Raw genomic sequence first — 24,016 nt, 5'->3', positions numbered from 1 at the left:
CCCCAAACATTCAGTATCCTGATTTCATACTGAACATTATAGCATGGATGCTGCGCTTACAGCAATTCCATTTTAATGTGCGAAACAAGACGTATTCCCCCCGCCTTTGGCGGGGGGAATACGAACACATTTGCATAAGCAAGTGGAAATGCTGTAAAAAAATATTCTATTTCTTTTCGAGGTAATTTTTCAGCTGTTCATAAAGTTCCACCGATTTGAATTTTACTTCAAATTCGCCTTTGCCCTCTACGATTCCAAGCTGGTTCGCGTTGAGCACGTCGCCCAGCTCCCTGGGTTCCTCGGCGGCGGGCAGGCACATCGGCGGGAAAATGACGCACCACCAGTTGCGGCCCGCGGCCTTCCCGATGGTCACGCGCAGGGAATCATAGTCCCCCGCCGGGAGAGTCACCGTCCGGTACTCTCTGGTGGTAAAATACATGTGGACCATTTCCACATTGACGGGATAATCAAAGCCCTGCTTTTTGACTTCGTCCTCCGCCGCCGCTTTCAGCTGTGGAATGGCGGAGCGAACGGCTTCCTGTGCCTCGGCTTTATTTTTGACGTTGTCCATCAGGCCTTTGCTCTCGGTAAGAATCCGGTCGCGCACCTTCAGCTTCAGCGCCTGATCCGATTCGGAGTCGGAATTTGCGAGGACGTGCAGTCGAAGTACATGGTTCGGTATATCTTCACAGCCGGCGGCAAAGCCGGTGAAGGAAAACAGCACGGTTAAGATCAGTGCCAGACAAAGCGATTTTTCAAACAGTTTCATGTTAAGTAAGTCCCTTTCTGTCGTTTATGTTGCAAGGGAATTATTGACACAAAAAACCGCTTTTATTCGTTGTGGTCTTAATATTGTATTAATGATGGGACAAAATCACTCCCACGTTTTCCATGTTTCGGGCTGATAACCCACAGTCGCCTGTTTTCCGTTGCGGACGATGGGCGTTTTCAGAAGCCGCGGATTTGCGAGAAGCTTTTCCTCTTTGGCCTGGTCCCCCGCGAGGTACCGAAGGAGCACAGCGTCGTCATCCTTTGAATCCCCGTCAATCAGCTTCTCAAGGCCGCCGACAGCCGACTTGACACTGTTGAACTCTCCCCTGCTCATGCCGTATTTCGCGACGTCGATGCTCTGGTATTTTATTTTGCGTTCCTTAAAATAGCGTTCCGCCTTTTTGGTATCAAAGCATTTCGGCTTTCCGAATATCTGAATATTCAATTTCTCTCCTTTCCGCTCCTGCGTTCACTGCAAACCGGGCAGTTCGGTCCAGTCGCACGAATTTTCAATGATCCGGGCGAGCTCTTCCAGCTCGCGGGCATCCGTTTCGTTGAAGCGGGCAAACAGCGGACTGTCGATGTCCAGCACGCCGACGGCCTGCCGACGGCTGAACAGAGGAACGACGATTTCGGAATTGGAAGCGCAGTCACAGGCAATGTGCCCCGGGAACCGATGGACGTCCTTCACCAGCACGGTTTCCCCGCGGCTGTACGCGGCGCCGCAGACACCTTTCCCGAACGCGATATGCACACAGGCAAGCTTTCCCTGAAACGGCCCGAGCAGCAGCTCCTCCCGATGCTTCAGGTAAAAGCCCGCCCAGTTGATATTCTGCAGCGCGCCGTTAAGCAGGGCGGAAGCGTTCGCCAGATTGGGGACGACGTGGCGCTCCCCCTCCAGAACCGCCTTCATCTGCGCCTTTAAAAGCGTGTACATTTCTTTTTGATCTTTCGGATAAAGAGATTCCGTTTGCTCCATCGTCAATCCTCCCATTGAAGCAGACAGCCGGAGGACGCCGGCTCACAGACGAAGGCTTCGGGATAAACGTCCTTCAGCGCCGATTGGCAGGACAACGCCTTTCCGTCCTCTTCAAAAATACCGAAGACGGCCGAGCCGCTTCCGGTCATACATGCGCCGAGCGCGCCGTGCCGAATCATCGCGTTTTTGATATGAGCCGCTTCGGCAAGGTGCATCACCTGTTCAAACTCGTTGCCAAGATTCCGCGCGACCGCCCTGAGGTCCCCTTTCCGGACCGCGTCGAGCACGGCGGCGGAAAAACCGCTCTCTTTTTTCGAGGTGGCGTCCGCCAGCGCATAGGCCTTTTTGGTGTCGACCCCCGCCGGTGGCTTACAGATCACAATACGGCACGGGGGCAGGGCGGGCAAAGCCGTCAGCTTTTCCCCGATCCCTTCGGCAAGCGCGGTCCCGCCGACAATGCAGAACGGAACGTCCGCGCCGATTTTCAGCCCGATTTCACAGAGCGTTTGCTCCGGTAAACCGGCGCCGTATATTTGATTCAGCGCAAGCAGCACGGCGGCAGCGTCGGCGCTTCCGCCGCCCAGACCGGCCTGGGACGGAATCGCCTTATCGATATGTACCGTCAGGTTCGGGTTGATGCCGGTGTAAGCAAAAAAGGCCGACGCGGCTTTATAAACGGTATTGGCTTCATTACAGGGAATTTCACTCCGGTCACAGAAAAGGCGGATCCCCTTTCCTTCCGTACGGAGCGTAAGGGTATCGCAAAGGGTGACGGACTGCATCACCATGCGCAGAAGATGATAGCCGTCCTCGCGTTTCCCGGTAATGTCCAGCGTCAGGTTGATCTTCGCGTTTGCTTTGACTGTGAAAGGCATCCTTTTGTTCTCCTCTTCCGGCCTTACTTATAAATTCTTCAGGAAATGGCCGATCCGCGACATCGCTTCCGTAATATGCTTAATGGAGTACGAATAGGACACGCGCACATACTCTTCCCCGCAGCTGCCGAAGGCGCCGCCCGGAACAACCGCTACATGCTCCGCGTAAATCAGCTTTTCGCAGAAATCCTGAGAGGTCATTCCCGTACTTTTAATGCAGGGGAATACATAGAAGGCCCCTTCCGGCTCAAAGCAGGTCAGCCCCATGGAATTGAAGCCGTCCACGATCAGCCGGCGGCGCATGTCGTACTGTTCCCGCATTTCGTCAATATCGCCGTCGCCGTTTTTCATAGCTTCGATCGCGGCGTACTGCGCCATAGTAGGGGCGCTCATGATGCCGTACTGGTGAAGCTTCGTCATCTGCCCGATGATTTCCTTCGGCCCGACGGCATAGCCCAGACGCCAGCCGGTCATGGCGAACGCTTTGGAAAAACCGTTCACGACAACGGTGCGTTCCTTCATTCCCTCGATCGCGGCGAAAGAAACGTGGCGGGTATCGCCGTAGGTAAGCTCGCTGTAAATTTCGTCCGAAAGCACCAGCAGGTCGTTTTCCCTGACGACCTCGGCGATCTCCTCCAGGTTTTTGCGGCGCATGACCGCGCCGGTCGGGTTGTTGGGGAACGGAAGAATCAGCAGCTTCGTTTTCGGCGTGATCTTCTCCCGCAGCGCTTTCGCGGTCAGGCGGAATCGGTCCTCCTGCTTCGTTTCGATCGTGACCGGCACGCCGCCCGCCATTTCCGTCAGCGGACGGTAGCAGACAAAGCTCGGTTCGGGGATCAGCACTTCCTCGCCGGGGTTGATCAGGCAGCGGATACAGAGATCGATCGCCTCGCTGCCGCCCACCGTCACGACGACGTCCGTCTTTGCCTCATATTCAATATGATAGCGGCGCTTCAGCCACCGGCAGATTTCTTCCCTCAGCTCGATAAATCCGCGGTTCGGCGAATACCACGTCTTGCCGTCCTCCAGCGATTTGATTCCCTCCTGGCGGACATGCCAGGGCGTGGAAAAATCGGGTTCCCCGATGGAGAGGGAGATCACGTTCTCCATCTCGTTTGCAATATCGAAGAAGCGGCGGATTCCGGACGGCTTCAACTGCTTGATTTCCTCATTGAGCACGGACTGGTAGTCAATCACACAGAACACTCCTTCTCTCGTCCTTCTCATCCTCGGAGTTGAGGATGACGCCGCCGTCTTTGTAACGGGTCAGGATAAAGTGGGTGGCTGTGGAAAGGACGGAGTCGAGCGTGGACAGGCGGCGCATGACGAACATGGCGATTTCCTGCATGCTTTTGCCGTGCACCTTGACCGCCAGATCATAGCCGCCGGACATCAGGTAAACGCTTTCCACCTCGTCAAACTGCATAATGCGGTTGGCAATTTCGTCAAAGCCGCGGTCGCGCTTCGGCGATACGCGCAGCTCGATCAGCGCGCTTGCTTTATTCTCATCGATCTTTTCCCAGTTGATGAGCGCCTTATAGCCCCTGATCACCCCCTGCTTTTCGTAATCGGCGATCGCGTCGGCGACCTCGTCCGGGGTTTTGTCCAGCATAACGGCCAGCTGTTCGGTGCTCAGGCGTGCGTTTTCATCCAGAAGATTCAGTAAACGGTCCATAATAATTCCTCCCAAAATTTTTCATGAATTTAAGATATCGGTAAAAATTTAGGTATATGATGCTGGTAAACGGTAAAATGATGGAAGCCCGCGGCGAGCAGAAGGCTGAGTCCCTTTTCCACCCCGCCCCCCACGTCGGCCCAGCGGTGCGCGTCCGAACCGATGGTGATCAGCTTGCCGCCCAGCTCACGGTAGCGGGCCAGCACCGGCAGATCCGGCAGGGTCGTGCCGATTTTCTGGCGGAGCCCCGAAGTGTTGATCTCCAGCGCCCTGTGCTTCAGGATCAGCGCTCTCAGCACCTCGTCTACTCTTCCCTCAAATTTTTGATTGTCGATTTTGATGTTGTGCTCGCCGACAATATACCGCCAGGGATAGGTCAGGTGAGCGAGAGAATCGAATTTGCCCCATTCGATCACTTCCAGAAGCTCGTCAAAGTACCGTTCCAGGGCATCGTCGATATCCGCATGTTCGTAATCCAAATCATAAAAATCCACGCTGTTTTTAACGCTGTGGACGGAAGCAAGCACAAAATCGAAATCGCAGGAGCCGAGAACGTCGTCCGCGGCGGAAGCGTCCTGCACGGGCTGGCCGAGCTCCACTCCGGCAAAAACATGCAGGCGGCTGTGAAAAACGGCGCCCGCCTTGCGCGCTTCAAAGTAAGACTGCCGGATGCTTCTGTCGTACTCTTCCTCCCGGTAGACGTTGCATTCGCAATGGTCCGTCATGGTGACGGAATAAAGCCCGAGCCGCACCGCGCTTTCGCACATCATCATGGTCGGGTCGTTGGCGTCGCGGGAACAGTCGGAATGGATGTGGCTGTCCGATATATAATGATATTTCATAAATTTCCCTCCGATAAAAAACAAATTGCCTCAAATCATCTTATTAATATAACATAATATCATAAAACGCCGTATATTTATAGGTCAATCATCCATATTTTTGCACCCGATAAAAGGGCTTATGTTTGAACAGATTGACTACGCGGCGGGCCCCACGCCTTCTATTGACAAGAATTCAAATGTCGTTCATAATGAAGTGTAAGTTTTTTCCTAACAATATTCATCTGGAGGTAGTAACTATGCGTGCGGTAATTACGGTCATAGGCAAAGATATGGTGGGCATCCTTGCCCGGGTTTCTACGATCTGCGCCGACAACGGCGTAAACGTGGTAGAAGTGACACAATCTATTTTACAGGACCTGTTCGCCATGATCATGATGGTCGATATTTCAAAATCCACCATCCCTTTCAACGAGCTTTCGGACAAGCTCACGGCAATCGGCAGCGATATGAACCTGACCATCCACGTCATGCACGAGGATATCTTCAACTCCATGCACCAGATATAAAGCCTATCTTAAAATACCTATATTATAAAAGAAGGGTCTGAGGACAAGCAATGGTCAACTCCCACGACATACTGGAAACCATCAACATGATTGACAATGAGAATCTGGACGTGCGCACCATTACAATGGGGATTTCCCTTTTGGACTGCGTCGATTCGGACATCGATAAAGCCTGCGATAAAATCTACGATAAAATTTGCCGTTACGCGGGTAATCTGGTGAAAACCGGCGAAGATATCAGCAAAGAATACGGCATTCCGATCATTCACAAAAGAATCGCCGTCACCCCCATCGCGATGATCGCGGCCGCGTGCCCCGGCAACAACCCGGTGCATTTTGCCAAAGCCCTTGACCGCGCCGCCAGATCGACCGGCGTCAACTTCATCGGCGGTTATTCCGCGCTGGTTCACAAGGGGTTCGCGCCCGGCGACTACGCCCTCATCAAGAGCATTCCGGAAGCGCTGAGCGAGACGGAATTCGTCTGCTCCTCCGTCAACATCGGAACCACCAAGGCGGGCATCAACATGGACGCCGTGGCCAAAATGGGCAAAATTATCCGGGAGCTGGCACAGGCCACCGCCGACCGGGACTGCATCGGCGCGGCCAAGCTGGTCGTTTTCTGCAACGCGCCGGAGGACAATCCGTTTATGGCGGGCGCCTTCCACGGGGCTGGCGAGCCGGACTGCGTGATCAACGTGGGCGTTTCCGGCCCCGGCGTCGTCCGCGCGGCGCTGGCAAAGGCCGGCGACTGCGACATTACGGCGGTAGCGGATATCGTTAAGAAAACGGCGTTTAAAATCACGCGCATGGGTCAGCTGGTGGCGCAGGAGGCTTCCCGCAGGCTGTACGTTCCGTTCGGCATCGTCGACCTTTCCCTCGCGCCGACTCCGGCCGTGGGCGATTCCGTGGCGTATATTCTGGAGGAAATGGGCCTTGAGTGCTGCGGCGCGCACGGCACGACCGCCGCTCTCGCCCTTCTGAACGACGCCGTCAAAAAAGGCGGCGTGATGGCGTCCTCCCATGTAGGCGGGCTGTCCGGCGCGTTTATCCCGGTAACGGAGGACGCGGGTATGATTCACGCCGCACGGTGCGGCGCGCTGAACATCGTCAAGCTGGAAGCGATGACCGCCGTGTGCTCCGTAGGATTGGACATGATTGCGGTCCCGGGCGACACGCCCGCGGAAATCCTCTCCGCCATTATTGCGGATGAAGCCGCGATCGGTATGGTCAACTCGAAGACCACCGCCGTGCGCATTATTCCGGCGATCGGGAAAAAGGCCGGAGAAGAGCTGAATTTCGGCGGCCTTCTGGGCGGAGGTCCCGTGATGGAAGTCAACCGGTACTCCCCTTTGAAATTTATAGAGCGCGGCGGAAGAATCCCCGCGCCGATGCAGAGCCTTAAAAATTAGGTCGAAAGCACGGGAATCAGGGCGTTTTGCTTTTTGCTCCTTTCAACACAATGTATAGTTTTATAAAAAAATAATGCTTCTCCTTGCGTATGATTGCATATTGTAAAAGCATTTCAACAGGACTATAATGAATTATCACCGAGTATGTAATATGTCTACAAATATTTTGAAATAAATTGTTTATTTCGCCACGAGGAGGCGCGGTCAAATGCAGGATTTGATTAAACAGATTGTCGAAATGGACCGTCAGGCCAGAGAGATCACGGACGCGGCCCAGCGGGAGAAGGTCAGTTCCGAAAAGGAAGTCGCGGGAAAACGGGAGCAGATCCGAAACGATTATCTGGAAAGGGCCAGAAAGCGGATTGCACTGAACGAACCGGGCGAACGCGCGGCCGCCGAGGCCGAATGGAACGAGAAAAAAAAGAAGATCGCCGAGCTTTCTTCAAAGCTTGACGACCTTTACGCCAAAAACGGCGACACTTGGGTCAATGCAATCGTCGCCCGCGTATTAGGAGAGTGATAAAAAATGCTTTCCACCTTTTCTTCCAACGTGGTTCTGTCAAAGGCGCGCGCCATGTACGGAAGACGCCTTACAAAACAGAACTACAGGGAATTGATGGCCTGTCAGAGCGTGGGGGAAGTCGCCAATTACCTGAAAACGCGGACGGCGTACGGCAAGGCGCTCGCGGGGGTCGACCAAAACAGCGTCCACCGCGGCCAGCTGGAGGCCAGACTGAAGCAGAAGCTTTTCGAGGATTACGCTTCCCTGTGCAGATACGAAATATCCGTCGGCGACCATTTTTCCCGGTATCCGATTACGCGCAGCGAAATCGAGCAGATTCTTCACAGCATGCTTTTACTGGAAGCCGGCACGCCGGAGGATTACCTGTTTTCTTTGCCGATGTATCTGACCCGGCACACGCACATGAACCTGACGGCGCTCAGCCAGGTCAAAAGCTACGACGACCTGCTCGGCGCGCTCAGCCACACGCCATACCGGAAGATTCTGGAGGGCTTCAAGCCCGTCAAAGGAATTCCGATCAATTATACCGGAATTGAAAACGCTCTTTACACCTATCTCTATCAGAATGTGTTTGAAGTCATCGACAAGTATACCCGGGGGGAAACCGCCAAGCAGCTTCGGTGGATCTTCAACACTTACATCGGTTTGGACAACTACGTCCGCATGATCCGTTTAAAGCGTTTTTACAAGGTAGGCCCGGATTTTATCCGCAGCTCGCTTTTGCCGTTCGGCAATATAAACAAACGCTGGATGAACGAAATGATTGAAGCCGCCGATGAAACCGGGGTCAAAGAAACGATGGGCAAAACCAAAATCGGCAAACGCGTCCTCAAGATAGACTCCGAAGATATTGACAAATCCCTGAACCTTGTAAACCTTGTCAAATATAAGACGTCCCGGCACGATATTCATTTTTCCACTCATCCGTCGGTCGTGATGATCGCGTATACCTTTATTATGGAAGCGGAAGTCAGGGACATCATTACGATTGTCGAGGGAATCAGATACAAATTGCCCCCTGAAGAGATTGTGAAATTGCTTGTGGTCTATCATTTCAATGAAAGGAGTGATTGATATTTGGCCGTTTTAAAAGTAAAAGTAATCAGTATTATAGGAAGAATGGACGACTTGGATCAAGCCACCGCGCTGTGCGGAAAATCGTGTGTGTTTCATCCGGACAACGCGCTGTCCTTTTACTCCGACACTTCCGATTTTTCTCCGTTGAATGAAGAAAATCCTTACTCCGAGCCCCTGCAGGAGCTTACCGACGCCATGGCGGGTTCCAAAAAGAAGCTTGCCCTTCTGAGCGCCGCCGAGGTTTCCGGAATCAAGATGAGCCGCGAAGAGATGAACGATTACGTTGACTATATATCGTCCTCTTTCAGCCAGCTGCAGAAGGAGCGTGCGGACGCCCAGCTCAAAATTCAGAATTACACCGGGGAAATAGAAAAAATCAGTCATTTCGTAGGCCTTGAACTGGACCTGGACCAGATTCACGCCTGCAAGTACATTAAGGTTCGGTTCGGCTCTCTTCCGAAGGAAAGCTATGAAAAACTGAATTCTTATAAACAAAATCCATACATTATCTTTTTTCCGTCCACGAGCGATGCGACTCATTACTGGGGGGTTTATTTTTCGCCCATCGATGTGGTCAGCGAGGTCGACCGGATCTTTTCCAGCCTCTATTTTGAAAGGACGCGCCTGGCGGAACTGACCGGCAGCCCGGAATCGGGTGTGGAAACGCTCCGCAAAAAACGCGATGCGGAAACAGAGCGCCTCAAGCGTATCGACGAACAGTTTGAAGCGCTTTGGAAAAAGGAAAAAACGATGTGCCGGAAGGTTTATTCCTGGCTGACCGAGCAGTCCGTCTATTTCGGGATCCGGCGTTATGCCGCCCGCTACAACGATAATTTTATCCTGACCGGCTGGATTCCGGCAAATCAGGAAAACCGTTTCAAAAAAGAGCTCGACAAGGTGGAGTCCCTGAATTACACCTTTGAGGGAGCCGAGGAGGAGCTGCTGCACTCCCCGCCCGTAGAGCTGGAAAACAAGAAGATATTCCGCCCCTTTGAATTCTTTGTCGACATGTACGGGCTTCCGTGTTACGACGAGGTCGACCCGACCCCGTTTGTCGCCATTACCTATTTCCTGCTGTTCGGCATCATGTTCGGCGACGTTGGCCAGGGGCTCTGCGTTTCCCTGGTGGGCTGGTACATGTGGAAAAAGAAGCAGATGAAGCTGGGCAGAATCCTGATTCCCTGCGGCTTTTCTTCCGCTGTTTTCGGGCTGATCTTCGGTTCGGTATTCGGCTTTGAGAACGCGCTCGACCCGGTGTACCGCGCGCTCGGCTTTGCCGAAAAACCGGTGGAAGTGATGAAGCCCGCCACCACCAACACGATCATCTATTCTGCGGTGGGAATCGGCGTGGTTCTGGTCATGCTGGCGATCTTAATCAACATTTACTCTTCCCTGAAGAGAAAACACTATGAGAACGCCCTGTTCGGCCCCAACGGGGTCGCCGGTTTCATTTTCTATACGTCGCTGGTACTCGGTTTCGGCGGACAGATGCTGTTCGGCTGGCAGATCGTCACCCCTTCCTATGTCGTCTGCTTCATCATCCTGCCGATCGCCGTGATGTTCTTCCGCGAGGTGCTCGGCGGTTTCGTGGAGCGCAGACCGGACTGGAAGCCCGAAAAATGGGGCGATTTCATCATGCAGAACTTTTTCGAGGTGTTTGAATTCCTGCTGAGCTTTGCGACCAACACCATGAGCTTTCTGCGCGTAGGCGCTTTTGTGCTGGTCCACGCCGGTATGATGCTGGTGGTGTTTACGCTGGCCGAAATGTCCGGCGGCATCGGATATATTCTGGTCGTAATAATCGGCAATGTGTTCGTTATGGCCCTGGAGGGCCTGCTTGTGGGGATTCAGGTACTGAGGCTTGAATTCTACGAGATGTTCAGCCGTTTCTTCGACGGCGGAGGCCGCCCGTTCAATCCCGTTGTTGTTCGTAGGGAGCAGTAATGCTTTTTGCCGATAACCATATATCAGATATTTGATGGAGGTATTATCATGAACTTCGTATTAATTTGCTTACCTGTATTGTTTTTAATTGCTTCGGTAATCCTTTCCGTCCGTTCCGTTAAGAACGGGAAAAAAGTACGCAGCGCCGTAGCGACGCAGCTTTTGGCCTTCATGGCTGTTTGTGTCCTTACCTTCGCGATTCCCGTCGTGGCTTCCGCCGCCACTGCTTCCGAAACTCCCGCCGCGACAACCACCTCTGATACGGCGGCTCCGGCAGCTTCCAACGGCCTTGGCCTGATTGCGGCCGCCCTCGTTACCGGACTTGCGGGCATCGGCGGCGGGATTGCCGTCGCCGCGGCGGCACCCGCCGCTATCGGCGCGACCAGCGAAGACCCGAAGGCGTTCGGCAAAGCGCTGATCTTCGTGGCTTTGGGCGAAGGCATCGCTCTTTACGGCCTGCTGATTTCCATTCTGATCCTGAACAAGGTTTAACTGATCGAAAGCTGAGGTGCATTGCCTATGCGCTTTTATCTGATAAGCGACAATGTGGATACGCAGGTTGGGCTGCGTCTGGCCGGGATCGACGGCGTGGTGGTTCATGAGACCGCCGAGGTGCAGAAGGCACTGAAGGAGGCCATGGAGATGGAAGACGTGGCCGTTATTCTGATAACGGAAAACCTTCTTTCCCTTTGCCCCGACCTGATTTATGATTTAAAGCTCAACCAAAAGCGCCCGCTGATTCTGGAAATTCCGGACAGACACGGCAACGGCCGTACGAAGGATTCGATTACCCGTTATGTCCGTGAGGCCATCGGGCTGAAAATTTAAGGAACGGGGGATTCAATCATGGCTGTCAACGATGATAAAATGAATAAATTCTACCTTGCCATCAATCACTATGCGGAAGAACAGCGTGAAAAGATTGAGCGGGAAGTGGCGGAATTCAAACAAAAAGAGCTGGATGAAGCCGAGGTGGAGGTGCTGACCGAAGCGTACCGCCTGATCCAGAAGGAAATGGCGGAAATGCGCAACGGAATTTCCCGTGAATTGGCCCAGCGTGAAATGGAAGGCCGGAAGGGGCTTCTGGCCCAGCGCCGGAAAATCACCGCGAAGGTTTTCGAGCGCGCCAAAAACGCGCTGACGGAATTTACGCAGAAAAGCGATTACGTCTCTCTGCTGAAAAAATTCGCGGCCGAGCTTTCCGGGACCTTCACGGAACCCGGCACTGTCCTTTGCATTAAAAAAGAAGACGAAACCTGCCAGGAGCTGATAAAAGAAGCTTTTGGAAAAGACTGTACTTTCAAGATCAGCCCCGACATTCATATCGGCGGGATCCGCGCCTACAATTCCCGGATGGGCATTGCCGCGGACATAACGCTCGATTCCATGTTGGAGGACCAGCGCGAGTGGTTTGCAGAAAACTCGGGGATGGCTGTCGTCTGAGCCGGTACCCAATTGTTATAACGGAGATGAATGAGATGGAGAATCATGACGTAATATTCGGAATAAACGGTTCCGTCGTAACCGTAAAGGACTCGCGCAGCTTTTCCATGATGGAAATGGTATATGTCGGGAACGAACGCCTGGTCGGCGAAGTAATCGGCATTACAAATAAATGGATTACCATTCAGGTCTATGAAGAAACTACGGGGCTGAGGCCCGGAGAGCCTGTTTCCGGTACCGGCAGTCCCATGAACGTTACGCTCGGCCCTGGCATCATCGACAATATTTTTGATGGAATCGAGCGTCCGCTGAAAAAGATTGCGGAACAGTCCGGCGCGTTTATCGCCCGCGGAAGCAACGTGTCCCCTCTGGATGAGAGCCGGCTTTGGGACGTTACGGTCACCGTGAGAGAGGGCGACCGGTTAAAGGGCGGCGACGTTTACGCGGAGTGCCCGGAAACAACCATCATCAAGCATAAGTGCATGGTGCCCCCGCTGCTTTCCGGCGTGGTCACAAAGGCAGGCGCGGACGGCAGATACAAAGTGACCGACCCCGTTGTGGAACTGCTGGACGAGCACGGGGAGACACACCGGCTTTCCCTCTGCCAGCGCTGGCCGATCCGCGTGCCGCGCCCGGTGACCGAGCGCCTGCAGACAAAAGTGCCGCTGATTACCGGCCAGCGTGTCATAGACACCCTCTTCCCCATTTCAAAGGGAGGCACGGCGGCGATTCCGGGCGGTTTCGGCACCGGAAAGACCATGACGCAGCATCAGCTCGCCAAATGGTGCGACGCCGATATCATTATTTACGTCGGCTGCGGCGAGCGCGGCAATGAAATGAGCCAGGTTCTGGATGAGTTTTCGGAACTGACCGACCCGAAATCCGGCAGGCCGATGACCGACCGGACCGTACTGATCGCCAACACCAGCAACATGCCCGTCGCGGCGCGCGAGGCTTCCATTTACACGGGAATCACGCTGGCCGAATACTACCGCGACATGGGCTATCATGTTGCCATCATGGCGGACTCCACTTCCCGCTGGGCGGAAGCTCTCCGCGAGATATCCGGCCGGTTGGAGGAAATGCCCGCCGAGGAAGGCTTCCCGGCTTACCTGCCCAGCCGCCTTTCCGAATTCTACGAGCGCGCAGGCATGGTCAAAAACCTGAACAGCACCGACGGCTCCATTACCATTATTGGTGCCGTTTCCCCGCAGGGCTCCGACTTTTCCGAGCCTGTCACACAGAACACAAAACGTTTTACCCGCTGCTTCTGGGCGCTGGACAAAGCCCTTGCTTACGCAAGGCATTACCCGGCCATCAACTGGACCCAAAGCTACAGTGAATATTTCACCGATCTGGATCCGTGGTACGCGGAGCATTTGGGCGAAGACTTTATCAAATACCGCAAAGAGATCAATAAAATCCTGCAGGAAGAAAACCAGCTGATGGAAATTGTCAAGCTGATCGGCTCGGACGTTCTGCCCGACGACCAGAAGCTGATCATAGAGATCGCCAGAATTATCAGAGTCGGTTTCCTGCAGCAGAACGCTTTCCACGCGGAAGATACCTTTGTTCCCCTTGAAAAGCAGAAGCTGATGATGAAAGTGATCCTGTATCTCTATAAAAAGGCAAAGCAGCTTGTGTCTGCGTCTGTGCCGATCTCCGGCATTGTGCAGTCCGGGCTGTTCGACAAGCTGGTCAAGATGAAATACGACATTCCCAACAACAAGCCGGAGATGTTCGACGACTATATAAAAGAAATAGACCGGACTCTCTCCGCGATTCTCGCTTCCTGACGCGCGGATGGAACTCCTAATTTTACCTAAGAAGGTGGTTACGCCATGATTCTTGATTATATTGGCTTACAGGAAATTAACGGCTCTCTGATCGTTCTGGACGATGTCGCAAACGCCTCGTTTGAAGAGGTCGTTGATATCCGTCTGAACGACGGCACGCTGCGTCGGGGAAGAATTGTTCAGATGGAAGGCAGCCGCGTTGTGATTCAGGTGTTTGAAGGCACCCGCGGAATTTCCCTTGACAATACCAGCACGCGGCTGATGGGGCATCCGATGGAGATGCCGCTTTCCCCGGAAATTCTGGGCCGCGTGTTCAACGGCTCCGGCCGCCCGATCGACGGGCTCGGCGAAATATTCCCTTTGAAAAAGGCCAATATCAACGGGACGCCGATCAACCCGGTCTCCAGAGAATACCCGAAAAACTACATCAACACCGGCATTTCTACCATAGACACCCTGATGACGCTGATCCGCGGCCAGAAGCTCCCGATTTTTTCCGGCTCCGGCATGAAGCACAACGAGCTCGCCGTCCAGATCGCGAGACAGTCGAAGATCAGCGACGACAGCGGCAGCAATTTCGCGATTGTTTTCGCCGCCATGGGCGTAAAAAACGACGTTGCCGAATACTTTCGCCGCTCGTTTGACGAGTCCGGCGTACTGCAGAAGGTCGTTATGTTTCTGAACCTTGCAAACGACCCGATCATTGAAAGAATCCTGACCCCGCGCTGCGCGCTGACGGTGGCCGAATACCTTGCCTTTGAGCTGGGGATGCACATCCTCGTCATTATGACGGATATGACCTCCTATGCCGAGGCGCTGCGTGAATTCAGCTCCTCCAAGGGCGAAATCCCGGGCAGAAAGGGATTCCCGGGCTACCTGTACTCCGACCTCGCTTCCCTTTACGAACGGGCCGGAATGATCCGCGGCAAGAAAGGCTCCGTCACACAGATTCCGATTCTGACCATGCCGAACGACGACGTGACCCACCCTGTCCCCGACCTGACCGGCTATATTACCGAGGGGCAGATCGTTCTGGACCGTTCGCTCGACAGCTCCGGCTTCTATCCCCCGGTTTCCGTACTGCCCTCCCTTTCCCGCCTGATGAAGGACGGAATCGGAGCGGGCTACACGCGCGAGGATCACTCCGCGCTCTCCAACCAGCTTTTCGCGTCCTACGCGAAGGTGATGGACGCCCGTTCCCTCGCGTCGGTTATCGGCGAAGAAGAGCTTTCGCCTGTCGATAAGAAATACATCGAATTCGGCAAGCTGTTCGAATCCCAGTTCGTCAACCAGGGCTTCAATGAAAACCGCACGATCGACCAGAGCCTTGACCTGGGCTGGAAGCTGCTTTCCACGCTGCCGCGCGGGGAGCTGGACCGTGTGGACGACGAGATTCTCGATAAATACTACAGCAAAGCCCGGGAACCTGAGAAACCCGGACAGGAAACCCCGGAGGAGTAATCCCAAAAGGAGGTGAGCCGCATTGAGCAACCAGATCGTCCCCACAAAAGGCAATCTGCTCGCTACCAAAAAGACCCTTGCGCTTTCGCGCACCGGCTTTGATCTTCTGGACCGTAAACGCAACATTCTGATCCGTGAAATGATGTCTCTGATCGAGCGGGCCGCAAAAATCCAGAGCGTCATTGACGATACTTACGACGAAGCTTACGCCGCGCTGCAGAGAGCAAACATCACGCTGGGCATCTGCAACGAGCTGTCCCGCACGGTACCGCTCGACAACAACCTGAACGTGGCCTACAGAAGCGTCATGGGGGTGGAGATTCCCATGGTTTCGATCGATACGGTGTGCGCGCCGATTCCGTTCGGGCTGAATTCCACCAATATCATGCTTGACAACGCCTATATGAAATTCAACGAAGTAAAGCGGCTGACCGCAGAGCTGGCGGAGGTGGAAAACAGCGTTTACCGGCTGGCGGACGCAATCAAAAAGACCCAGAAGCGGGCCAACGCGCTGAAAAATATTATGATTCCCCGGTTTGAGGAAACCGTAAAGTTTATTACCGAAGCGCTGGAGGAAAAGGACAGGGAAGAATTTTCCCGTCTGAAGGTGATTAAAAGGCAGAAATCCAGCAAATAAAAAAGGATGCATCCCGCGGGATGTATCCTTTTTTGTCATGCGAACTCCCCCGACTATGCCGGGGGACTATCCGCTGATTTTATCAGATATCTTCAGGGTCGACGACCGTCTTGTCCTCTGTGGAAGCGTAGTTGAGCTTCTCGACAATCTCCTTGGTATCGCGCGCAATGACAAGCTCTTCATTGGTCGGAATGACATAAACGGCGACCTTGGAATCATAGGTGGAAATTTTGCCCTCGCGCCCGGAAACCATTTTGTCGTTCAGAACCGGGTCGATCTTCACGCCGAAGAATTTCAGGCCGCGGCAGACCGCGTAACGCAGGTGCGCCTGATTTTCACCGAGACCGGCTGTGAAAACGATGCAGTCAAGGCCGTTCATGGCGGCCGCATAGGAGCCGATATATTTGATAATCTGATAAGAAAGCATTTCGTGGGCAAGAATAGCTCTGGGATCGCCCTCGATTTCCGCTTTGGTGACGTCGCGGTCGTCGCTGTGTCCGCTGATGCCGAGCAGGCCGGATTTCTTGTTCAGGATTTCATCCATCTGTTCGGGAGTAAGATTTTCTTTCTCCATAATGAAGGTCACGACCGACGGATCAAGCGAGCCGGAGCGGGTACCCATCATAAAGCCGTCCAGCGGCGTAAGGCCCATGCTGGTATCGACAACATTGCCGCCCTTGATGGCCGCAATGGAGGAACCGTTGCCGATATGGCAGGTAACCATGTTGATATCCTCGATCGGCTGGTGCATCAGATGCGCGCAGTGATTGCTGACATAGCGGTGGGACGTGCCGTGGAAGCCGTAACGGCGGATTTTATATTTTTCATAATATTCGTAAGGAATGGCAAACATGTAAGCTTTCGGGGGCATGGTGGAATGGAAGGAGGTGTCAAAGACGACGCATTCCGGCACGTCTTTTCCAAAGACCTCGCGGCAGGCGAGGATTCCCTGAAGCTCGGGGCCGTTGTGCAGCGGAGCCAGCGGAATCAGACCCTTGATCCCTTCGATCACATCTTCATTGATAAACAGGGATTTGCTGAAAATGGCGCCGCCCTGAGCAACGCGGTGGCCGATTGCCGTAACCTCTGACAGGTTTTTGATAACGCCGACCTCTTTATCCGTTAAAGCTGCCGTAACAAGCTTAAATGCCTCTTTATGATCGGACATGGTAATCTGCAAGTCCTTCTTGCGGCCGTCCGCAGTCTTATGCGTAAACGTTCCGCCTTCTATTCCAATACGCTCGCAGTTCCCCTTTGCAAGCATCCCCTCGGTTTCCATATCAATCAGCTGATATTTGAGCGAAGAGCTTCCTGCGTTTATTACCAAAATCTTCATGCTTTTTCCTCCTAAAATGCTTTCAGATACCTGAGCGGCTATTGAATCCGCCGAGAGAATACTGTATATTATAATAATAGTACATCGAACTGCTAAATTCAAGGAAAATCAAGGAGTTTGTCATAAAATGCTTGTGGCCGGAATCGTTTCTGAATACAATCCGTTCCATAACGGACACGCCGCGCTGGTTTCGGAAACCCGCAAAGCGGGAGCCACCCACGTTGCGGCGGTCATGAGCGGCAACTTTGTACAGCGCGGCGAACCGGCGATCCTTTCCAAATGGGCGCGGACAAGGCAGGCGCTGGAAAACGGCGTCGACCTTGTCGTGGAGCTGCCGCTTCCCTGGGCGCTTGCGGGAGCGGAAAAGTTCGCTTACGGCGGCGTGGCGCTGCTGGACGCGATGGGAGTCGGTCTGCTGAGCTTCGGCAGCGAATGCGGCAGCACAGAGGATTTATACAAAGCGGAGCGGGCGCTCGGCTCCGGGGAGCTGCGGGAAAGAATCCGTTCCGAGCTGAAAAGCGGCGCAACCTTTGCAAAGGCAAGGCAAAACGCGGTCGCCAACCTGTTCGACGAAGAAACCGCGGAACTTTTAAGCGAGCCAAACAATATTTTAGGCATAGAATACCTGAAGGCTCTGCGCAGGCTGAATTCCGGCATCCGGCCGTTTACAGTCAGGCGCGTGGGCGCCGCGCACGACGCGCACGACGCGGAGGGATCCGTGGCCTCCGCCTCACAGATACGGAGAATGATGCGCTCCGGAAAAGATTTTTCCCCGCTGATGCCTCTTTCCTGCGCGGAAACGGCAAGGCGGGAAATCAAAGCCGGAAACGCTCCCGCCGATCTTGCCCTCATCGAGCGGGCCGTTCTGGCAAAGCTGAGGACGATGGGCCCCGACCGGTTCGCCGCCCTTCCCGACATCAGCGAAGGGCTGGAGAACCGGGTTTACGCCGCGGTGCGCAAAGCCGGCGGTCTGGAGGAAGCATACCGCCTGATCAAGTCCAAAAGATATACGCACGCCAGAATCCGGCGGATTATTCTTTCCGCTTTTCTGGGGCTGGACGCTTCCATGAGCGCGGGGGGTCCTCCCTATCTGCGCATCCTCGGGTTCAATCGGCGCGGCACGGAAATTCTGCATTCCATGAAAGGACGGGCGGCCCTGCCGGTCGTCACCAATTCGTCGGACATATTTTCTCTTGACAAAAATGGGAAAAATATGCTTGAATTAGAAAACAGAGCAACAGACCTTTATTCGCTGTGTACGCCGAAAATCGCGCCCTGCGGGCTCGACAGGACAACGGGTATTATTTCTATTTCGTCTTTTGACTGAAAGGATGTGTCTTCTCTTGTCTATTGAAATTAAGGAAACGGAATATGAGAACTACGGAAAATGCCTGAGGCTGGATAACGGCCTGATCGACGTTGTCGTAACCATTGAGTTCGGGCCGCGTATCGTCCGTTTCGGCTATATCGGCGAAGAAAATATTCTTTACAACGATCTGGAACGCCGCAATGATATCAGCGGCGAAAGCATGTCGGAACGCTACGGCAAGGACGCGGCTTTTTACCATTACGGCGGTCACCGCGTATGGCTCAGTCCCGAAAAGATGCCTGAAACGTATTATCCGGACAACGAGCCGGTCGTATACGGCATTCTGCCGGAGGGCGTCAGTTTTACACCCCCGCGCCAGAAGCGCAACGACGTTCAGCTGAGCTTTGAGGTGATCATGACCGAGGGTACCACGGATATCATGGTGGTGCACAGCGCGAAAAACTGCTCGAAGGAAAAACGGAGCTGCGCGCTGTGGGCGCTGACCATGGTGAAGGGCGGCGGCGTGGAGGTGATCCCGATGAACAGGGACACCGGCAGCTCGCTGCTCCCCAACCGGCTTCTCACGCTTTGGCCGTATTCCGATATCCGGGACAAACGTCTGTCGGTGGGCAACCGGTTTATTACGATCCGGCACGACGCGGGCAAGCCCGACGCGCTGAAGCTGGGCGTTAACAATACGTCGGGCTGGGCGTCGTACACCTGCGGAGAATACACGCTGGTAAAGCGTTACCTTCACACCGCTCAGGCGGCGTACCCAGATTACGGCTGCTCCTATGAGACGTACGCGTGCGGCGATTTTATCGAAATGGAATCGCTGAGTCCGCTGTACGGTCTGGAACCGGGCGAGGGAATCCGACACGTGGAAAATCTTTCGCTGATCAAACAGCCTTTCCCGGAGGACCCGGCCGACGAGGACGCAATCGAAAAATTCTGCGCGAATTTCAAATAAACCCTGTTTAAAATAGCAGCGCTATGCGCGAAGTGGTTTATAGGAGTTGGTTTTTTGCTTTGCCATATGCTTACTCTCATGAGTGCTTTCCCTCTGTACAAGATCTAATGTCGGGGCAATTGTACAGAGGATGAACCAAATATCGCCCGCATTGGATTTTGTGCTTATAGATACTTTCAAAAATGTCTGGTCTATAAGGAGAATTCCAATGAAAAATAATCATTTCCGTACGTTTATTTTATTCTGGGCAACGCAGTCCGTTTCGCAGATGGGCAGTGCCATGTCCGGCTATGCTCTCACAATATGGGCATATTCTAAGACACATACTGCAATGTCGGTTTCCCTGCTTACGTTTTGCTATTATGTTTCTTATGTGTTGGTAAGCCTTTTTTGCGGTTCAGCGATCGACAGACATGGAAAAAAGGGAATTATGCTCCTGTCGGATTCTATTGCAGCAATCTGTACCCTGATTGCCTTTTTCCTGTGGCGATGCAGTGAACTGCAGCTGTGGTATCTTTATGTTATCAATTTTGTTATAGGTATGATGAACGCCCTTCAGGCTCCTGCCGAATCAGTAACAATCGGTCTGTTAGTTCCTGCGGACAAGCAAGCGAAAGCCAGCGGAATGGACTCATTTTCGGAAAATCTGGTTACCGTTGTTTCCCCTGCCTTTGCGGTAGCGGTCTATGGAAACATTGGTCTGGGCGCCGTATTTTTAGTGGACTTTGTATCCTTTCTGTTCGCGTCATCGGTATTGCTGCTGTATATCAGCATACCGGACCCGGAATCCGAACATGGACAAAGCGCAGCGGTTTTATCTCTGTCCGGCATAAAAGACGGTTTTCATTTTCTGAGGCAGCATACGATTCTTTTATATCTCATTACGACAATGGCCGTGATGAACTTTTTCTCGCGTCTGACTTATGAAAATATCCTTTCCCCCATGTTATTGGCAAGAAGCGGTAACAATGCCGTGGTTCTCAGCATCGTCAGCGCGGTATTAGGGATTGGCGGTATTGCGGGAGGGTTGGCAGTATCTTTTGATGAAAGAACACGCGACCCGATCAGAATGGTATATTGGAGCGCCGTGATCTCTTTCCTTTGCGGTGACTTGTTGATGGGTATTGGCCGAAATGTCTTTGTTTGGTGTATTGCCGGTATGGCTGCCAGCGTCCCAATCCCATTTATAATGGCAGGGCAGCGTTTATTGCTGTACCGCGATGTTCCTACAAAAGTACAGGGCCGTATTTTTTCGGTGCGCAATGCGGTTCAGTTCAGCACAATTCCAACTGGCATTCTTCTTGGCGGATTTCTGGCAGACCGTGTGTTTGAACCGCTTATGCAAACGGATATACCCCTGGTACATATCCTGCAATTTATGGTAGGCACCGGCGATGGCGACGGTATGGCGATTATGTTTCTTTGCACAGGTACACTCGGCTCTGTATTCTGTATTTGGTCTTACCAGAGACTAAAGAGATTTAAGTCTGCCAATTTATGAAAAGACAATTAAGATTTATTTCATTAAGGAAAATGATATATGATTTATAAATTGCATGATATTATACCGCAAAACATTAAATTATCTGACAGCGATTTAATATTACATCAAATTTCTTTAGATGATATATTTTTAATCTGGAAATTTCAAGGAAAAAATAATTTCATAAACGAAAGTTGCAGACCTGTTAGTAGCAGAAACGACCAGGAAGAAAAAGAGTTTTACAAATCAGTTTTAAAAAATCAGAATGTTTTTATATTTGGAATTTATCATTCTGGTAGCGTGGAGAAAGCAATTGGACAAATTACCTTATCTGATTTTAATTGTCGTAATCGAAGTTCAGAAATCGGATATTCGTTAATGTCAGAATATCAAAAAAGAGGATATATGCGAAGATGTATATCTGTATTAAATTCTTTCATTTTTACTAAAACACCGATGAATAAAATTTATGCTCAAACCGGAGAGTTTAATAAATCATCAATAAATCTTCTTGAGCATCTTCATTTTCATTGTGATGGACACTTAAGAGAACATCATGAGCTTGACGGAGTACTATATGAAGATTACTTATTTAGTCTAACAAGGAACGACTGGCTTAAATACTGAATAAACAAACGCCCCATTTCTCAATATCTGCTGATTTTTTCGACACGATCAAGCGGGGGACGGCCAATGGCCGCCCCCCGCTTCCTTCTGTTTTTACAGTGTTCCGAAAATACGGTCGCCCGCGTCGCCAAGACCCGGCACAATGTAGCCGATGTCGTTCAGGTGATCGTCGACGGCGGCACAGAAAAGCTGTACGTCGGGATGCGCTTCGGTAAACGCCTTTACCCCTTCCGGAGCGGCGATAATGCACATAAAGCGGATGCTCTTCGGCTTGCTGCGCTTGATGATGGTGACCGCGTCGATCGCGGAGCCGCCGGTGGCGAGCATCGGGTCCAGCACGATGACGTCGCGCTCTTCAATATCCTGCGGCAGCTTGCTGTAGTATTCCACCGGCTGCAGCGTCTCGTGGTCGCGGTAAAGGCCGATATGGCCGACCTTCGCGGCGGGAACCATTTTCAGTACGCCGTCCACCATGCCCAGGCCCGCCCTTAAAATAGGAACAAACGCAAGCTTTCTTCCCGCGATCACCTTTGTTTTCGCTTTCCCCATGGGGGTCTCGATCGTCGTGTCCTCCAAAGGAAGGTCGCGGGTCGCCTCGTAGCACATCAGCATCCCGATTTCACCGACCAGCTCGCGGAATTCCTTGGAACCCGTGTTTTTGTCGCGTAAAAAAGTCAGCTTGTGCTGAATCAGCGGATGATCCATAATAAATACCTGTTTATCCATGTTGACAGCCTCCATAGTCTAGTATTTTTGTAACCCCAAAATTACAGCTCGCCGCGCTCAATCGCAGCGATTTCGTCAATACGCTGCTGGTGGCGGCCGCCTTCAAATTCGGTTTTTAGATAGATTTTTGCGAGCTCCACCGCCTTTTTTTCATCGATCACCCGGCCTCCAAGACAGAGAATGTTGGAGTTGTTGTGCCGGCGGGTCATTTCCGTGCAGTAAGCGTCGGCGCACACCGACGCGCGGATGCCCTGCACCTTGTTGGCCGCGATGCTCATCCCGATTCCCGTTCCGCAGCACAGGATTCCGCGCTCCGCTTCGCCGTCCGCCACGCAGTGCGCGACCTTTGCCGCAACCGGCGCATAGTCGACGGAGGTTTCGTCAAACGTGCCGAAATCCTTATAGGCAATATTTTCGGCGGCAAGATAGTTCTTAATGGCTTCCTTCAATAAAAATCCGCCGTGATCCGCTCCTAAAGCTATCATTTGATTTCTCCTTTTATTCGTTTTTTTAACTCCCGCTCCGCCTGCGGCGGGCGAAGATAAATCGGCATCAGAGCCGCCGGGGACACCGCCCCGCCCTGCTCGTATACTTTCTGCGCAGACTTTGCCACGCCCCACGCACGCTGATAAAGCAGATGCTCGGGCGGCAGAACCGCGTTCAGGCTTTTAAACCGCTCATTATTATAACACAATTTCGCGCCGTCTCCAACAAGGAAGACCGGTTTCGCGTAATTTTTACATTCCTGTGCCAAATCCTCAATGGAAAGCGCCCGGTCGGGAGTGATTCTCTCCACGGAATTTTCATGCGCGGAAAAAACTGCGTTATAGACCTGCCCGCAGCGGGCGTCCATGACCGCGCAGACCGTGCAGTCCAGGTGCGCCAGGTTCTGCGCCATGGCCTCCAGGGCGGAAACTCCCGCACAGGGTTTATTCTGCGCCATGGCCAAGCCTTTGATACTCGCCACGCCGATACGGACGCCCGTAAAAGAACCGGGGCCCGCGGAAACCGCAAACAGATCGACGTTTCCCAGTTCTGTCCGCGTACACTCCAGAAGATGGTCGATCATGGGCATCAGCGTCTGGCTGTGGGTCAGGCGGGTATTGATGTAAAACTCTCCCAGCAGCCTGTCGTCGTCAAGCAGAGCCGCCGAGGCCGCGGTCGCGGAAGAATCGATTGCCAGTATCCTCATGGTTTTATCCCTTCTATCTGAAAAATCCGTTCGTTTTCCCGCGCGCCCCGACGGATTTCAATCCGTATCGCATCCTGCGGAAGAGCGGCCTCGATGTTTTCGCTCCACTCGATGACGAGCACGCCGCCGCTGTCGAGATAATCAAAAAATCCGGTGGAGTAAAGGTCGTCCCACCCGGTTACGCGGAACATATCAAAATGGTAGACATCCAGCCTGCCGTGATATTCGTGAACGAGCGCAAAGGTCGGGCTGGAAACGCCGTCCTGAATTCCAAGCCCGCGGGCAAGGCCGCGCGTAAAGGCGGTCTTCCCCATCCCCATCCCGCCGAAAAGCGCCAGCACCTCGCCGCCGGTCAGCTTTTCCGCGATTTTCGCCCCGAGCGCTTCCGTCCCGGCAGGCGAAGAAGTGATGATTTCCTGCATATCCGGTCCC

27 protein-coding genes are annotated in these 24,016 nt (G+C 53.1%); 15 read left to right on the top strand and 12 right to left on the bottom strand.

The features are described 5' to 3' along the window. Window positions 1-166: 166 nt before the first annotated feature. From spoIIR to ACQGQ5_RS00400, 7 genes are all read right to left on the bottom strand, one after another. Window positions 167-769, bottom strand: a complete 603-nt coding sequence (gene spoIIR, locus ACQGQ5_RS00430; protein ID WP_455734691.1) for a stage II sporulation protein R — start codon at window positions 767-769, stop codon at window positions 167-169. Window positions 770-874: 105 nt separating this feature from the next. Beyond that, window positions 875-1,216, bottom strand: coding sequence for an arsenate reductase family protein (locus ACQGQ5_RS00425; RefSeq protein WP_455734690.1), 342 nt, complete (start codon window positions 1,214-1,216; stop codon window positions 875-877). Window positions 1,217-1,240: 24 nt separating this feature from the next. Then, complete coding sequence (locus tag ACQGQ5_RS00420) at window positions 1,241-1,750, bottom strand: GAF domain-containing protein (protein WP_455734689.1); 510 nt, start codon at window positions 1,748-1,750, stop codon at window positions 1,241-1,243. A 2-nt stretch (window positions 1,751-1,752) separates the two neighbouring features. Then, window positions 1,753-2,625: a 4-(cytidine 5'-diphospho)-2-C-methyl-D-erythritol kinase gene (gene ispE / locus ACQGQ5_RS00415; protein WP_455734688.1), complete on the bottom strand. Its 873-nt coding sequence runs from the start codon at window positions 2,623-2,625 to the stop codon at window positions 1,753-1,755. A 27-nt stretch (window positions 2,626-2,652) separates the two neighbouring features. Beyond that, window positions 2,653-3,852: a pyridoxal phosphate-dependent aminotransferase gene (locus ACQGQ5_RS00410; RefSeq protein ID WP_455734687.1), complete on the bottom strand. Its 1,200-nt coding sequence runs from the start codon at window positions 3,850-3,852 to the stop codon at window positions 2,653-2,655. Beyond that, the gene (locus ACQGQ5_RS00405) at window positions 3,815-4,300 is read right to left on the bottom strand and encodes an Lrp/AsnC family transcriptional regulator (RefSeq protein ID WP_444657905.1); all 486 of its coding nucleotides are present in this window, start codon (window positions 4,298-4,300) and stop codon (window positions 3,815-3,817) included. Before ACQGQ5_RS00405 ends, ACQGQ5_RS00410 begins: the two co-directional genes overlap by 38 nt. Before the next feature lie 29 nt (window positions 4,301-4,329). Continuing rightward, window positions 4,330-5,142: a histidinol-phosphatase HisJ family protein gene (locus ACQGQ5_RS00400; RefSeq protein WP_455734686.1), complete on the bottom strand. Its 813-nt coding sequence runs from the start codon at window positions 5,140-5,142 to the stop codon at window positions 4,330-4,332. A gap of 239 nt (window positions 5,143-5,381) precedes the next feature. On the opposite strand from ACQGQ5_RS00400, the gene ACQGQ5_RS00395 reads away from it, so the two are divergent. The 11 genes from ACQGQ5_RS00395 (at window position 5,382) to ACQGQ5_RS00345 (ending at window position 15,941) form a co-directional block, all read left to right on the top strand. After that, window positions 5,382-5,651, top strand: a complete 270-nt coding sequence (locus ACQGQ5_RS00395) for an ACT domain-containing protein (protein ID WP_455734685.1) — start codon at window positions 5,382-5,384, stop codon at window positions 5,649-5,651. A 50-nt stretch (window positions 5,652-5,701) separates the two neighbouring features. Beyond that, window positions 5,702-7,060, top strand: a complete 1,359-nt coding sequence (locus tag ACQGQ5_RS00390; protein WP_455734684.1) for a DUF711 family protein — start codon at window positions 5,702-5,704, stop codon at window positions 7,058-7,060. Window positions 7,061-7,268: 208 nt separating this feature from the next. Then, a complete protein-coding gene (locus ACQGQ5_RS00385) occupies window positions 7,269-7,580 on the top strand; it encodes a hypothetical protein (protein WP_455734683.1) in 312 nt (103 codons plus the stop codon). A gap of 6 nt (window positions 7,581-7,586) precedes the next feature. Continuing rightward, complete coding sequence (locus ACQGQ5_RS00380; RefSeq protein WP_455734682.1) at window positions 7,587-8,657, top strand: V0D/AC39 family V-type ATPase subunit; 1,071 nt, start codon at window positions 7,587-7,589, stop codon at window positions 8,655-8,657. A 45-nt stretch (window positions 8,658-8,702) separates the two neighbouring features. Further along, window positions 8,703-10,604: a V-type ATP synthase subunit I gene (locus ACQGQ5_RS00375; protein ID WP_455734681.1), complete on the top strand. Its 1,902-nt coding sequence runs from the start codon at window positions 8,703-8,705 to the stop codon at window positions 10,602-10,604. 48 nt (window positions 10,605-10,652) lie between these two features. Beyond that, a complete protein-coding gene (locus tag ACQGQ5_RS00370) occupies window positions 10,653-11,096 on the top strand; it encodes an ATP synthase subunit C (RefSeq protein WP_455734680.1) in 444 nt (147 codons plus the stop codon). Between the two features lie 27 nt (window positions 11,097-11,123). Continuing rightward, complete coding sequence (locus ACQGQ5_RS00365; RefSeq protein WP_455734679.1) at window positions 11,124-11,432, top strand: V-type ATP synthase subunit F; 309 nt, start codon at window positions 11,124-11,126, stop codon at window positions 11,430-11,432. A gap of 18 nt (window positions 11,433-11,450) precedes the next feature. Beyond that, a complete protein-coding gene (locus ACQGQ5_RS00360) occupies window positions 11,451-12,047 on the top strand; it encodes a V-type ATP synthase subunit E (RefSeq protein ID WP_455734678.1) in 597 nt (198 codons plus the stop codon). Window positions 12,048-12,082: 35 nt separating this feature from the next. Then, a complete protein-coding gene (locus ACQGQ5_RS00355; protein WP_455734677.1) occupies window positions 12,083-13,843 on the top strand; it encodes a V-type ATP synthase subunit A in 1,761 nt (586 codons plus the stop codon). A 45-nt stretch (window positions 13,844-13,888) separates the two neighbouring features. Next, the gene (locus tag ACQGQ5_RS00350; RefSeq protein ID WP_455734676.1) at window positions 13,889-15,304 is read left to right on the top strand and encodes a V-type ATP synthase subunit B; all 1,416 of its coding nucleotides are present in this window, start codon (window positions 13,889-13,891) and stop codon (window positions 15,302-15,304) included. Between the two features lie 22 nt (window positions 15,305-15,326). Beyond that, window positions 15,327-15,941 carry a V-type ATP synthase subunit D gene (locus tag ACQGQ5_RS00345; RefSeq protein WP_455734675.1) on the top strand — a complete coding sequence of 205 codons (615 nt, stop codon included), beginning with the start codon at window positions 15,327-15,329 and terminating at the stop codon, window positions 15,939-15,941. Window positions 15,942-16,023: 82 nt separating this feature from the next. Here ACQGQ5_RS00345 and ACQGQ5_RS00340 read toward each other — a convergent pair whose 3' ends face one another. Next, a complete protein-coding gene (locus tag ACQGQ5_RS00340) occupies window positions 16,024-17,277 on the bottom strand; it encodes an acetate/propionate family kinase (protein ID WP_455734674.1) in 1,254 nt (417 codons plus the stop codon). Between the two features lie 127 nt (window positions 17,278-17,404). Here ACQGQ5_RS00340 and ACQGQ5_RS00335 point away from each other — a divergent pair, with 127 nt between their 5' ends. The 4 genes from ACQGQ5_RS00335 (at window position 17,405) to ACQGQ5_RS00320 (ending at window position 21,666) form a co-directional block, all read left to right on the top strand. After that, window positions 17,405-18,604 (top strand): tRNA(Met) cytidine acetate ligase, encoded by a 1,200-nt coding sequence (locus tag ACQGQ5_RS00335; protein WP_455734673.1) that lies wholly within the window; start codon window positions 17,405-17,407, stop codon window positions 18,602-18,604. Window positions 18,605-18,620: 16 nt separating this feature from the next. Beyond that, window positions 18,621-19,556 carry a hypothetical protein gene (locus ACQGQ5_RS00330; protein ID WP_455734672.1) on the top strand — a complete coding sequence of 312 codons (936 nt, stop codon included), beginning with the start codon at window positions 18,621-18,623 and terminating at the stop codon, window positions 19,554-19,556. A gap of 208 nt (window positions 19,557-19,764) precedes the next feature. Further along, the gene (locus ACQGQ5_RS00325) at window positions 19,765-21,057 is read left to right on the top strand and encodes an MFS transporter (protein ID WP_455734671.1); all 1,293 of its coding nucleotides are present in this window, start codon (window positions 19,765-19,767) and stop codon (window positions 21,055-21,057) included. A 39-nt stretch (window positions 21,058-21,096) separates the two neighbouring features. Continuing rightward, the gene (locus ACQGQ5_RS00320; protein ID WP_455734670.1) at window positions 21,097-21,666 is read left to right on the top strand and encodes a GNAT family N-acetyltransferase; all 570 of its coding nucleotides are present in this window, start codon (window positions 21,097-21,099) and stop codon (window positions 21,664-21,666) included. A 93-nt stretch (window positions 21,667-21,759) separates the two neighbouring features. On the opposite strand, the gene upp is transcribed toward ACQGQ5_RS00320, so the two are convergent. The 4 genes from upp to tsaE are packed head-to-tail and all read right to left on the bottom strand — an operon-like array spanning window position 21,760 to window position 24,006. Then, the gene (upp, locus tag ACQGQ5_RS00315) at window positions 21,760-22,392 is read right to left on the bottom strand and encodes a uracil phosphoribosyltransferase (protein WP_455734669.1); all 633 of its coding nucleotides are present in this window, start codon (window positions 22,390-22,392) and stop codon (window positions 21,760-21,762) included. 41 nt (window positions 22,393-22,433) lie between these two features. After that, window positions 22,434-22,877 carry a ribose 5-phosphate isomerase B gene (gene rpiB / locus ACQGQ5_RS00310; protein ID WP_455734668.1) on the bottom strand — a complete coding sequence of 148 codons (444 nt, stop codon included), beginning with the start codon at window positions 22,875-22,877 and terminating at the stop codon, window positions 22,434-22,436. Further along, window positions 22,874-23,584, bottom strand: a complete 711-nt coding sequence (gene tsaB, locus ACQGQ5_RS00305; RefSeq protein WP_455734667.1) for a tRNA (adenosine(37)-N6)-threonylcarbamoyltransferase complex dimerization subunit type 1 TsaB — start codon at window positions 23,582-23,584, stop codon at window positions 22,874-22,876. The genes rpiB and tsaB overlap by 4 nt, the downstream gene beginning before the upstream one ends. Then, on the bottom strand, window positions 23,581-24,006 hold the full coding sequence (gene tsaE / locus ACQGQ5_RS00300; RefSeq protein ID WP_455734666.1) for a tRNA (adenosine(37)-N6)-threonylcarbamoyltransferase complex ATPase subunit type 1 TsaE: 426 nt from the start codon (window positions 24,004-24,006) through the stop codon (window positions 23,581-23,583). The genes tsaB and tsaE overlap by 4 nt, the downstream gene beginning before the upstream one ends. Between the last annotated feature and the right edge of the window lie 10 nt (window positions 24,007-24,016).

The sequence above is a fragment of the Caproiciproducens sp. genome (assembly GCF_053840905.1).
The sequence above is the reverse complement of the archived record's forward strand: the minus strand, read 5'-3'. Positions and strand labels throughout refer to the sequence as shown.

Excerpts from the sequence above, each read along its gene's own strand:
- spoIIR (WP_455734691.1), bottom strand. The coding sequence starts at position 769 with ATGAAACTGTTTGAAAAATCGCTTTGTCTGGCACTGATCTTAACCGTG.
- ACQGQ5_RS00420 (WP_455734689.1), bottom strand. The coding sequence starts at position 1,750 with ATGGAGCAAACGGAATCTCTTTATCCGAAAGATCAAAAAGAAATGTAC.
- ispE (WP_455734688.1), bottom strand. The coding sequence starts at position 2,625 with ATGCCTTTCACAGTCAAAGCAAACGCGAAGATCAACCTGACGCTGGAC.
- ACQGQ5_RS00410 (WP_455734687.1), bottom strand. The coding sequence starts at position 3,852 with ATGAGAAGGACGAGAGAAGGAGTGTTCTGTGTGATTGACTACCAGTCC.
- ACQGQ5_RS00405 (WP_444657905.1), bottom strand. The coding sequence starts at position 4,300 with ATGGACCGTTTACTGAATCTTCTGGATGAAAACGCACGCCTGAGCACC.
- ACQGQ5_RS00400 (WP_455734686.1), bottom strand. The coding sequence starts at position 5,142 with ATGAAATATCATTATATATCGGACAGCCACATCCATTCCGACTGTTCC.
- ACQGQ5_RS00395 (WP_455734685.1), top strand. The coding sequence starts at position 5,382 with ATGCGTGCGGTAATTACGGTCATAGGCAAAGATATGGTGGGCATCCTT.
- ACQGQ5_RS00390 (WP_455734684.1), top strand. The coding sequence starts at position 5,702 with ATGGTCAACTCCCACGACATACTGGAAACCATCAACATGATTGACAAT.
- ACQGQ5_RS00385 (WP_455734683.1), top strand. The coding sequence starts at position 7,269 with ATGCAGGATTTGATTAAACAGATTGTCGAAATGGACCGTCAGGCCAGA.
- ACQGQ5_RS00380 (WP_455734682.1), top strand. The coding sequence starts at position 7,587 with ATGCTTTCCACCTTTTCTTCCAACGTGGTTCTGTCAAAGGCGCGCGCC.
- ACQGQ5_RS00375 (WP_455734681.1), top strand. The coding sequence starts at position 8,703 with ATGGACGACTTGGATCAAGCCACCGCGCTGTGCGGAAAATCGTGTGTG.
- ACQGQ5_RS00370 (WP_455734680.1), top strand. The coding sequence starts at position 10,653 with ATGAACTTCGTATTAATTTGCTTACCTGTATTGTTTTTAATTGCTTCG.
- ACQGQ5_RS00365 (WP_455734679.1), top strand. The coding sequence starts at position 11,124 with ATGCGCTTTTATCTGATAAGCGACAATGTGGATACGCAGGTTGGGCTG.
- ACQGQ5_RS00360 (WP_455734678.1), top strand. The coding sequence starts at position 11,451 with ATGGCTGTCAACGATGATAAAATGAATAAATTCTACCTTGCCATCAAT.
- ACQGQ5_RS00355 (WP_455734677.1), top strand. The coding sequence starts at position 12,083 with ATGGAGAATCATGACGTAATATTCGGAATAAACGGTTCCGTCGTAACC.
- ACQGQ5_RS00350 (WP_455734676.1), top strand. The coding sequence starts at position 13,889 with ATGATTCTTGATTATATTGGCTTACAGGAAATTAACGGCTCTCTGATC.
- ACQGQ5_RS00340 (WP_455734674.1), bottom strand. The coding sequence starts at position 17,277 with ATGAAGATTTTGGTAATAAACGCAGGAAGCTCTTCGCTCAAATATCAG.
- ACQGQ5_RS00335 (WP_455734673.1), top strand. The coding sequence starts at position 17,405 with ATGCTTGTGGCCGGAATCGTTTCTGAATACAATCCGTTCCATAACGGA.
- ACQGQ5_RS00325 (WP_455734671.1), top strand. The coding sequence starts at position 19,765 with ATGAAAAATAATCATTTCCGTACGTTTATTTTATTCTGGGCAACGCAG.
- ACQGQ5_RS00320 (WP_455734670.1), top strand. The coding sequence starts at position 21,097 with ATGATTTATAAATTGCATGATATTATACCGCAAAACATTAAATTATCT.
- upp (WP_455734669.1), bottom strand. The coding sequence starts at position 22,392 with ATGGATAAACAGGTATTTATTATGGATCATCCGCTGATTCAGCACAAG.
- rpiB (WP_455734668.1), bottom strand. The coding sequence starts at position 22,877 with ATGATAGCTTTAGGAGCGGATCACGGCGGATTTTTATTGAAGGAAGCC.
- tsaB (WP_455734667.1), bottom strand. The coding sequence starts at position 23,584 with ATGAGGATACTGGCAATCGATTCTTCCGCGACCGCGGCCTCGGCGGCT.
- tsaE (WP_455734666.1), bottom strand. The coding sequence starts at position 24,006 with ATGCAGGAAATCATCACTTCTTCGCCTGCCGGGACGGAAGCGCTCGGG.